Genomic DNA, 8,528 nt, shown 5'->3' on the forward strand with positions numbered 1-8,528 from the left:
ATCCAGAGGTCGACGGACATCGGATGGCGCAGGTCGCGCAAGGCGGCGAGCCGCATCGATGGCAGGCGGCCTGCATCTGCCTTCCACGCCGTCGCCAGCCCGGCCAGGTCGCTGTCGGTGAAGGACAGGGCCACGATATCCGCAGGCGTTTGCCTGAGGTCGACAGGCTCGGCGAGATCGTCGAGCGAGGCGGATGTCGTGGTGAGGATGTGCATCGCGGCTCTTACCTGGGGTCAGCCGGCGAGGATACGCTCGATGGCCGGGCGGTTCAGCCCTTTCAGGCCGATGACAACGAGGCGCGAGCGGCGATCGTCTTCAGCGGTCCAGGCGCGATCGTAATAGTGGTTGACGCGCGGACCGACGGCCTGCAGCAGGAGCCGCATCGGCTTGCCGCCGACTTCGACGAAACCCTTGACGCGCAACACGTTTTCCTCCTCCGCAGCCGTGGCGACGCGTTGTGCCAGTTCGTCCGGGTTGGACACGGACGCAATGTCGATGACGAACGAGTCAAAGTCGTCGTGTTCGTGGTCGAGCTCGTCGTCGTGGTGGGTCTTGCGGTTCTCGATGTCGTCCTCGACGGCGAGGCCGAGGCCGAGGAGCACCGACGGGTCGAGCTTGCCTTGCGAAGTCGGCACGATCTTCACCGCCCGCGCAACATGCTGTCCGATGACGGCATTGGCGCGGGCCGCGCCGGCTGCGTCCAGCAGGTCGCTCTTCGACAGGATGATCAGGTCGGCGCAGGCGAGCTGGTCCTCGAATACTTCCTCGACCGGATCGTCATGGTCGAGCGTCTCGTCCTGCGCGCGCTGCGCCTGCAGGGCCTCCATGTCGTTGGCGACGCGGCCATCAGCCAACGCCGGTCCGTCGACCACTGCAATGACGCCGTCGACCGTGACGCGGCTTTTCACCGATGGCCACTGGAAGGCCTGGACCAGCGGCTTGGGCAAAGCGAGGCCGGATGTCTCGATCAGGATGTGGTCGACCCTCGGCGTCAGCGACAGGATCTGGTCGAGCGCCGGAACGAAATCGTCGGCCACTGTGCAGCAGATGCAGCCATTGGCCAGCTCGACGATGTTTTCCTCGGGGCAGGTGGCGATGCCGCAGCCCTTCAGGATCTCGCCGTCGATGCCGATGTCGCCGAACTCGTTGACGATGATGGCCAGCCGCTTGCCTTTGGCGTTTTCGAGCAAATGGCGGATCAGCGTCGTCTTGCCGGCGCCGAGAAAGCCGGTGACGACGGTGCAGGGAACGCGCGAAAGGGAGGCAGCGGTCATGTCAGGTCCTTCAAAAGGTCGAGGGGAGGGATGCGGGCAACCAGGCCGCGCTTCAGGCAATCGGGACGGCCGCGCCATGGAATGAGCCCATCCGTCGAGGTGGCGAACAGCTTTGCGCCGGTCACGAGATCGGCGCCGCTGGTCGCAGTCAGGTCGCCGAAGACGTAGCTCCAGCAGCCGTCGCGCAAAATCGCGGCGCTGAGCCGGCGCTTGCAATTGCCGAGGCATTCGACGGTGCGGATTTTAATGTTTTCGCTGGAAGCGGCGCGGCGCGTGTCCTCGGCGAGCAGTTCGCCGGCGCGGGGATGGGCGTCCGAACCGGTCTCGTCACGGCAGGACGAGCAGACGATGACGGTAACGCCGGCCGGGGAATCACCATGGCCGGACAATAAATCCGCTGTCTCAGCCGGAAAACTGCTGTCGCGTTCCAAATCAGGCTCCTTGCCCGGAAAACCCGCCAGGCGATCGGATTCTTATGTCCTAGACGGCAGGTCTCCTGGCTCGCGGGTCATCGCCTGGGTGCCGCCTTCCCGGGAATATCCCAGTGGTTTTCGGCCTTGGCTCGTCGCTTACAGTTGCGGGGACAGCCGCGGATTTGAAATCGAGATTTCGCACCGCATTCCCTCTTGGCTCCTCCCTTTGCCGAGAGGAGACCGTCTGGACCGGATTTAGGCTTGTGAAGGCGGTTGTGTCAACGCGGGATAGGGTGAAACCGCCAACGAGCTGTACTCAGCGCCGTAGGATTTTCTTACCCAGCTGCGCCCAACGGCTCAGCGTCTCCGGTTTGTCTTCTGGTAACGCAAGAATGACCTGGCGCAGTGCCTGATACCCATCGCCGTGGTGCCAATCCTGACCAACTAGAAGCTCTTGGCCTTCCGGCCATGTTTCGTTGTCCAGGAGGACTTCGTTGCCAATAACTGCTCCGTCATAGCTTGCCAGGAATATTCGGACGAAATGACTGCCAGGGCGAACATTAGCTGCGAACAGTTTTTCCAAATGGGCATAGAACGCCGGATATGCTCGATTAAGCGTGCATTGCACCGCAGCCTGGGTAATGACAGGTCCGCCGTACACCTTCCAGCTGGCATCATTCCGCCGCCAGAACTCGATTTCGGCTTGCATGTTCTCGCAAACATGCTTCGCGAGGCCCTCGATCAGCACGTGAAATACACCGAGCAGGAACTTTCCGAATGCCTGCGCTGTTGCTTCTTGACGTGTGTCGCCCATTCCAACAAATGATTCGATGACTGGCTGAGTGCCCAGCAACGGTGAGAAGATGTAGATTTCGAGGACAAGCCTGTGGGTGTCTATTTGCTCTTTGTCGAAAATATCGGCCTCAAAGCGCAGGTCTTCTAATTCAAGTCTGACATCGTGCTGTCCACGGATGGCGCTGATCCCATGCGCAATCAACGCCTCGTGAATCAGGTCGAGAACCTCTTGCGATGCCATCATTGAACCTAGGCCGACAAAACTCCCTCAAACGGCTGTAGCCGAGGGCGTATGTCAAGAGCGCCCATCGCTGATCACGCCGAGCAGCGCCGGCCCAAGATCACCGGCAGCCGTCACCTCGATGCGCTCAAGCCCCAGCCAGTCCTGCATCTGCTTCAATTCCTCGAAGAGTTGGGCGGCGGTTTGTGGCGGGGCGCCGGGCTCGGCATAGGCGGCATGGACGCGCAACACGCCTGCGGGGCGGTCGGCCTTGAGGTCGACGCGCGCGACGATGCTGTCGCCGAGCAGGAACGGCAGCACATAATAGCCATACTGGCGCTTTTCGGCCGGCGTGTAGATCTCGATACGGTAGTGGAAGTCGAACAGCCGCTTGGTGCGCGATCGCTCGAAGACGACGGGATCGAATGGCGCAAGCAGGGCGCGCGCCTCGATCCTGCGCGGCAAACGGGCGTCCTTGTGGAGATAGGCTGTTTTGCTCCAGCCTTCGACGCTCACCGGCAACAGGTCGCCCGTCTCGACCAGTTCCTCGATGCGGCCCTTGATGTCGGCGGGAGAGAGGCGGAAATAGTCGCGCAGATCGCCTGCAGTGGCGACGCCGTGAGCGCGGGCGGAGATACGCAGCAATTCGCGGTGCGCATCCTCGGGGCAGGGAACCGGCAGAGCGAGTACCGCCGGCGGCAGTACGCGCTCCGGCAGATCGTAGAACCGTTCGAAGCCGCGGCGATGCGCTGTGGTGATGCGGCCGGCCCAGAACAGCCATTCGAAGGCGTGCTTGGCATGGCTCCAGCCCCACCAGCCGCCCGAACCCTTCTGGCCTTCGAAAGCCGACGCCGCGATCGGGCCTCGTTCGGCGACCTCGCGATAGATGTCTTCGATATAGGCGGCGTGCTCGCGGCCCCATTTGGCCAGTCCGCTGTACATTTCGTCGCCGCGCTCGGCCCGCTGCATGCGCCAGCGCATCAGCGGATAGGTCTCGACCGGCAGGAAGGAGGCTTCGTGCGCCCAATATTCGAAGACCATGCGCTTGCGCGTTACGGCGGCGTCGTCGAGCAGCGCCAGCTTGTAGGGGCCAAGCCGCGAATAGAGCGGCATATAGTGAGCGCGCACCACGGCGCTGACGGAATCTATCTGCAGCAGCCCGGTACGGGCAAGCACCCGGGCCAGATGCCTGCGGTCGGGCGTACCGGCGGGGCGCGGGTCATTGAATCCCTGTGCCGCCAGCGCGATGCGGCGGGCCAGGGCAAGCGAGATTTTTTCCTTCATGAAGGCGGTATCCGGACGATGTTAGACAGAGAAAATGACTTGCGATTCCGCGCCATGCTAACAGGGTTTTGGCGGCATCCATGTCAGGAGAGAAAAGTGGAGTAAAAAGTGAAGGAAATCAAACAGGAGCGGATCGGACCAGTTTTCCCGGATATGCCGCCCAGCACCGCGATTTGAACAAGGTTTGACTTGCTTCGCCGAAAGCGCTGCGCTAACCCTCGCCGCGTTGCAGCATAGAGCCCCCTTAAAACGGTTCAGTGGTTAAACTGTCGCGCTTCCGCAAGTGGGTCCGGTGCTGTAATCAGAGTGGATTGGCCGCCAACGGAAACTGCAGCATGAACGCACTTTTAGGTTCGTACCTGCCCATCGTCCTGTTCATCGGCGTGGCGCTGGTGGTCGGGTTGGCGCTGCTTGCCGCACCTTTCCTTGTGGCCTACCGCAACCCCGATCCGGAAAAGCTTTCGGCCTATGAGTGCGGCTTCAACTCGTTCGACGACGCCCGCATGAAGTTCGACATCCGCTTCTACCTGGTGTCGATCCTGTTCATCATCTTCGATCTGGAAGTAGCCTTCTTGTTTCCGTGGGCAGTGTCGTTCAGCCAGATCGGCATGCTCGGTTTCTGGTCGATGATGGTGTTTTTGGCGGTGCTGACCATCGGCTTTGCCTATGAATGGAAGAAAGGAGCGCTGGAATGGGATTGAGCGACAATTCCGGCACGCTCGTCGCGCCGAAGCCCAAGGGCCTCATCGACCCCAACACCGGCAGGCCGGTGGGGGAGGATGATCCATTCTTCCTCGAGATCAACAACGAACTCGCCGACAAGGGCTTTCTCGTCACCTCGACCGAGGCGCTGATCACCTGGGCGCGCAGCGGCTCGTTGATGTTCATGACCTTCGGTCTCGCCTGCTGCGCGGTCGAGATGATCCATACCTCGATGCCGCGCTATGACTCGGAGAGGTTTGGTGTCGCGCCGCGCGCGTCTCCGCGTCAGTCCGACATCATGATCGTCGCCGGCACGCTGACCAACAAGATGGCGCCGGCGCTGCGCAAGGTCTACGACCAGATGCCCGAGCCGCGCTACGTCATCTCGATGGGCTCCTGCGCCAATGGCGGCGGCTATTATCACTATTCCTATTCGGTGGTGCGCGGCTGCGACCGCATTGTGCCGGTCGACATCTACGTGCCCGGCTGCCCGCCGAGCGCCGAAGCGCTGCTCTACGGCATCCTTCTGCTGCAGAAGAAGATCCGCCGCACCGGCACGATCGAACGGTGAGCGGCATGTCCCAGGCGTTGAATGACCTCTCGACCTATCTCGGCGAGAAGCTGACCGGCCGGATCGGCGAGGCGGTGCTCGCCTATGGCGAACTCACTATCTCGGTCGAGCCGCGCGACCTGATAGAGGTGGTGACCTTCCTGCGCGACGACCCGAAATGCCAGTTCATCTCGATCATCGACGTTTGCGGCGCCGACTATCCCTCGCGGGCAAAGCGCTTCGACGTCGTCTATCATTTGCTGTCGCCGAGACAGAACATCCGCATCCGCGTCAAGGTCCAGGCCGACGAAGAGACGCTGGTGCCGTCGATCACCGGCATTTATCCCGGCGCCGACTGGTTCGAGCGCGAAACGTACGATCTCTACGGCGTGCTGTTTTCGGGCCATCCCGATCTGCGGCGGATCCTGACCGATTACGGTTTCGAAGGCCATCCGCTGCGCAAGGACTTTCCGCTGACCGGCTTCGTCGAGGTGCGCTACGACGACGAGGCCAAGCGCGTCATCTACGAGCCGGTCGAGCTCAAGCAGGAATTCCGCAATTTCGATTTTCTGTCTCCGTGGGAAGGTACGGATTACGTGCTTCCGGGAGACGAGAAGGCGAAACAATGATAAAAATATCACGGCATTGGCTTCCGATCGTAGTCGTATCGTTTTTCGCGCTGTCGGCCGGTGACTTGACGGCTCGAGCGGATAGCGTTCCTGACAGCAATTTTGAGTCTAAGCTGCAAAAATACGATCCCAAAGCGGTCAGCGCTGCCTTGCGCTATGTCCGAAATTTCAACATGAACGCAAATTTCAGAGCGATGGCGCCCGCCTTGCGGCAGCAAACGATAGCTGAATTGAAAGGAGCCAATCCCGCGATTTCAGACAGCGATGCGGGTGAGTTTGCTGATGACTTCATCAAGCGAGCATTGCTGGATAACTCCGAGACTCTAGAGCATCTGACGGCATTGATGCTGCTGGAAGCCTTCGATCCCGACGAAGTGGAGGCGATGGATGATTTCTACGCGTCGCCGATGGGGTCGCGTATTTTGGCAAAGACGCCGACCTACATGGCCAAACTGCCGTATCTGGCAGAGTTTTTCCAAAAGACCATCGTCCCTGAGGCACTCCGGCAGACACAAGCTGCCCTCAAGGCACGGGGTAAGGACATCAAAATCTGATTTGTTGAGGATCGAAGCTCCGGTACCGGGGCAAAGAGTAAATAGAAAAAATGGCTGAAACCTCCGTCCGCAACTTCAACATCAATTTCGGCCCGCAGCATCCGGCCGCGCACGGCGTTTTGCGCCTTGTGCTGGAGCTTGACGGCGAAGTCGTCGACCGGGTCGATCCGCATATCGGGCTTTTGCATCGCGGCACGGAAAAGCTGATCGAGCACAAGACCTATCTGCAGGCCGTGCCCTATCTCGACCGGCTCGACTATTGCGCGCCGATGAACCAGGAACATGCCTTCGCGCTTGCCGCCGAGAGGCTGCTCGGTATCGAGGTGCCGAAGCGCGGACAGCTTATTCGAGTTCTCTACTCTGAGATCGGCCGCATCATGTCGCACATCCTCAATGTGACGACGCAGGCGATGGATGTCGGCGCGCTGACGCCGCCGCTGTGGGGCTTTGTCGAGCGCGAAAAGCTGATGGTGTTCTACGAGCGCGCCTCGGGCTCGCGCATGCACGCGGCCTATTTCCGGCCGGGCGGCGTCCATCAGGACCTGCCGCAGAAGCTGATCGAGGACATCGGCAAGTGGATCGATCCGTTCCTGAAGTCGGTCGACGATCTCGACGCGCTTTTGACCGGCAACCGCATCTTCAAGCAGCGCAATGTCGACATTGCCACCGTCTCCCTGGCGGACGCCTGGGCCTGGGGTTTTTCCGGCGTCATGGTGCGCGGCTCGGGCGCGCCGTGGGATCTGCGCAAATCGCAGCCCTACGAATGCTATGCCGAGCTGGACTTCGACATTCCGATCGGCAAGAACGGTGACTGCTTCGACCGTTATCTGGTGCGCATGGAAGAGATGCGCCAGTCGGCGAAAATCATGCGCCAGTGCGTCGACCTGTTGCTCGGCAAGGAAGGCGCGGGGCCGGTGTCGAACCTCGACGGCAAGGTGGTGCCGCCGAAGCGCGCGGCGATGAAGCGCTCGATGGAAGCCCTGATCCATCACTTCAAACTCTACACCGAAGGCTACCGCGTTCCGGCCGGCGAGGTTTATGCGGCAGTCGAGGCACCGAAGGGTGAGTTCGGCGTCTATCTCGTCTCCGACGGCACCAACAAGCCCTACCGCTGCAAGCTGCGCGCGCCCGGCTTCGCGCATCTGCAAGCCATGGACTTTTTGTGCCGCGGCCACATGTTGGCCGACGTCACCGCCGTTCTCGGCTCCCTCGACATCGTGTTTGGTGAGGTCGATCGCTAAATGTCAGTCCGCCGTCTCGCAGAAGCCAGCCTCCAGCCAGCCTCCTTCGCCTTCAACCGGGCGAATGCGGCAGCGGCGAAGCAGTGGATCAAGAAATATCCGAAGGGGCGCGAGCAATCCGCGATCATCCCCTTGCTGATGCTGGCGCAGGAGCAGGAAGGCTGGGTGACCAAGGCGGCGATCGAGACGATCTCCGACATGCTAGGCATGCCCTATATTCGCGGGCTGGAAGTCGCCACCTTCTATACGCAATACCAGCTCAATCCGGTCGGCACCCGCGCGCATATTCAGGTCTGCGGCACCACGCCCTGCATGCTGCGCGGCTCGGAAGCGCTGATGGATGTGTGCCGCTCGAAGATCCATCACGACCAGTTCCACACCAACGACAAGGGCACGCTATCGTGGGAGGAGGTCGAGTGCCTCGGCGCCTGCGTCAACGCACCGATGGTGATGATATTCAAGGACACCTATGAGGATTTGACGCCGGAGCGGCTTGCCGAGATCATCGACCTTTATGACGCCGGCAAGGGCGCTACGGTGACGCCAGGACCGCAAAACGGCCGCGTCACTTCCGAGCCGGCCAGCGGCCTGACGACCCTCAAGAGCGAAAAGGCGATCCTCAAGGCAACCCGCGACCGGGAAACCAGGGCGGCGACGAAGGCCGCCAAGGAAGCGGCGCCGGCGGCTGGCGCCGCAGCACCAGTTCAGCCAGTTGCTTCGGCCGCGCCTGCACCGGCTTCGGCCGCGCCTGCGCCGGCGCCGGTTGCGCCCTCGAATGCCAGCAAGCCGAAAACCGATGCGGTCGAGACCAGCCCGGCGCTGAAATCGCCGTCGGCGACAAAAGTCGCGCCCGCGGCGGAAAAGAC

At 61.5% G+C, this 8,528-nt stretch carries 10 protein-coding genes, 1 pseudogene and 1 riboswitch; of the genes and pseudogenes, 6 read left to right on the top strand and 5 right to left on the bottom strand.

Annotated elements, in window-relative coordinates:
- The 5 genes and pseudogenes from E5W70_RS28805 to E5W70_RS28825 form a co-directional block, all read right to left on the bottom strand.
- Window positions 1-215 (bottom strand): annotated as a pseudogene (locus E5W70_RS28805) (hypothetical protein); the annotation flags it as partial.
- 18 nt (window positions 216-233) lie between these two features.
- Entirely contained in the window at window positions 234-1,274 is a 1,041-nt protein-coding gene (gene cobW / locus E5W70_RS28810; RefSeq protein WP_292664693.1) for a cobalamin biosynthesis protein CobW, read from the bottom strand.
- Window positions 1,271-1,705, bottom strand: coding sequence for a DUF1636 family protein (locus tag E5W70_RS28815; RefSeq protein ID WP_292664694.1), 435 nt, complete (start codon window positions 1,703-1,705; stop codon window positions 1,271-1,273). Before E5W70_RS28815 ends, cobW begins: the two co-directional genes overlap by 4 nt.
- Before the next feature lie 37 nt (window positions 1,706-1,742).
- Window positions 1,743-1,947: riboswitch (cobalamin riboswitch) on the bottom strand.
- A 56-nt stretch (window positions 1,948-2,003) separates the two neighbouring features.
- Entirely contained in the window at window positions 2,004-2,723 is a 720-nt protein-coding gene (locus E5W70_RS28820) for a DUF6348 family protein (protein ID WP_292664695.1), read from the bottom strand.
- Window positions 2,724-2,777: 54 nt separating this feature from the next.
- A complete protein-coding gene (locus tag E5W70_RS28825) occupies window positions 2,778-3,986 on the bottom strand; it encodes a winged helix-turn-helix domain-containing protein (protein ID WP_292664696.1) in 1,209 nt (402 codons plus the stop codon).
- Window positions 3,987-4,321: 335 nt separating this feature from the next.
- Here E5W70_RS28825 and E5W70_RS28830 point away from each other — a divergent pair, with 335 nt between their 5' ends.
- The 6 genes from E5W70_RS28830 to nuoE form a co-directional block, all read left to right on the top strand.
- Complete coding sequence (locus E5W70_RS28830; protein WP_023720750.1) at window positions 4,322-4,687, top strand: NADH-quinone oxidoreductase subunit A; 366 nt, start codon at window positions 4,322-4,324, stop codon at window positions 4,685-4,687.
- Window positions 4,678-5,259 carry an NADH-quinone oxidoreductase subunit B gene (locus tag E5W70_RS28835; protein ID WP_292664697.1) on the top strand — a complete coding sequence of 194 codons (582 nt, stop codon included), beginning with the start codon at window positions 4,678-4,680 and terminating at the stop codon, window positions 5,257-5,259. The genes E5W70_RS28830 and E5W70_RS28835 overlap by 10 nt, the downstream gene beginning before the upstream one ends.
- 5 nt (window positions 5,260-5,264) lie before the next feature.
- Entirely contained in the window at window positions 5,265-5,867 is a 603-nt protein-coding gene (locus tag E5W70_RS28840; RefSeq protein ID WP_292664698.1) for an NADH-quinone oxidoreductase subunit C, read from the top strand.
- Window positions 5,864-6,421, top strand: coding sequence for a DUF2059 domain-containing protein (locus tag E5W70_RS28845; protein ID WP_292664699.1), 558 nt, complete (start codon window positions 5,864-5,866; stop codon window positions 6,419-6,421). Before E5W70_RS28840 ends, E5W70_RS28845 begins: the two co-directional genes overlap by 4 nt.
- A 50-nt stretch (window positions 6,422-6,471) precedes the next feature.
- Window positions 6,472-7,662 carry an NADH-quinone oxidoreductase subunit D gene (locus E5W70_RS28850; RefSeq protein ID WP_292664700.1) on the top strand — a complete coding sequence of 397 codons (1,191 nt, stop codon included), beginning with the start codon at window positions 6,472-6,474 and terminating at the stop codon, window positions 7,660-7,662.
- Window positions 7,663-8,528: NADH-quinone oxidoreductase subunit NuoE (gene nuoE / locus E5W70_RS28855; protein ID WP_292664701.1), on the top strand; the 866-nt coding region annotated here is incomplete at its 3' end.

Source organism: Mesorhizobium sp. (genome assembly GCF_005063415.1).
Classification (GTDB): domain Bacteria; phylum Pseudomonadota; class Alphaproteobacteria; order Rhizobiales; family Rhizobiaceae; genus Mesorhizobium.

Bases quoted from the DNA above. Each gene is read 5' to 3' on its own strand.
- E5W70_RS28840 (WP_292664698.1), top strand. From the start codon at position 5,265: ATGTCCCAGGCGTTGAATGACCTCTCGACCTATCTCGGCGAGAAGCTG.
- E5W70_RS28835 (WP_292664697.1), top strand. From the start codon at position 4,678: ATGGGATTGAGCGACAATTCCGGCACGCTCGTCGCGCCGAAGCCCAAG.
- E5W70_RS28850 (WP_292664700.1), top strand. From the start codon at position 6,472: ATGGCTGAAACCTCCGTCCGCAACTTCAACATCAATTTCGGCCCGCAG.
- E5W70_RS28830 (WP_023720750.1), top strand. From the start codon at position 4,322: ATGAACGCACTTTTAGGTTCGTACCTGCCCATCGTCCTGTTCATCGGC.
- cobW (WP_292664693.1), bottom strand. From the start codon at position 1,274: ATGACCGCTGCCTCCCTTTCGCGCGTTCCCTGCACCGTCGTCACCGGC.
- E5W70_RS28820 (WP_292664695.1), bottom strand. From the start codon at position 2,723: ATGGCATCGCAAGAGGTTCTCGACCTGATTCACGAGGCGTTGATTGCG.
- E5W70_RS28825 (WP_292664696.1), bottom strand. From the start codon at position 3,986: ATGAAGGAAAAAATCTCGCTTGCCCTGGCCCGCCGCATCGCGCTGGCG.
- E5W70_RS28845 (WP_292664699.1), top strand. From the start codon at position 5,864: ATGATAAAAATATCACGGCATTGGCTTCCGATCGTAGTCGTATCGTTT.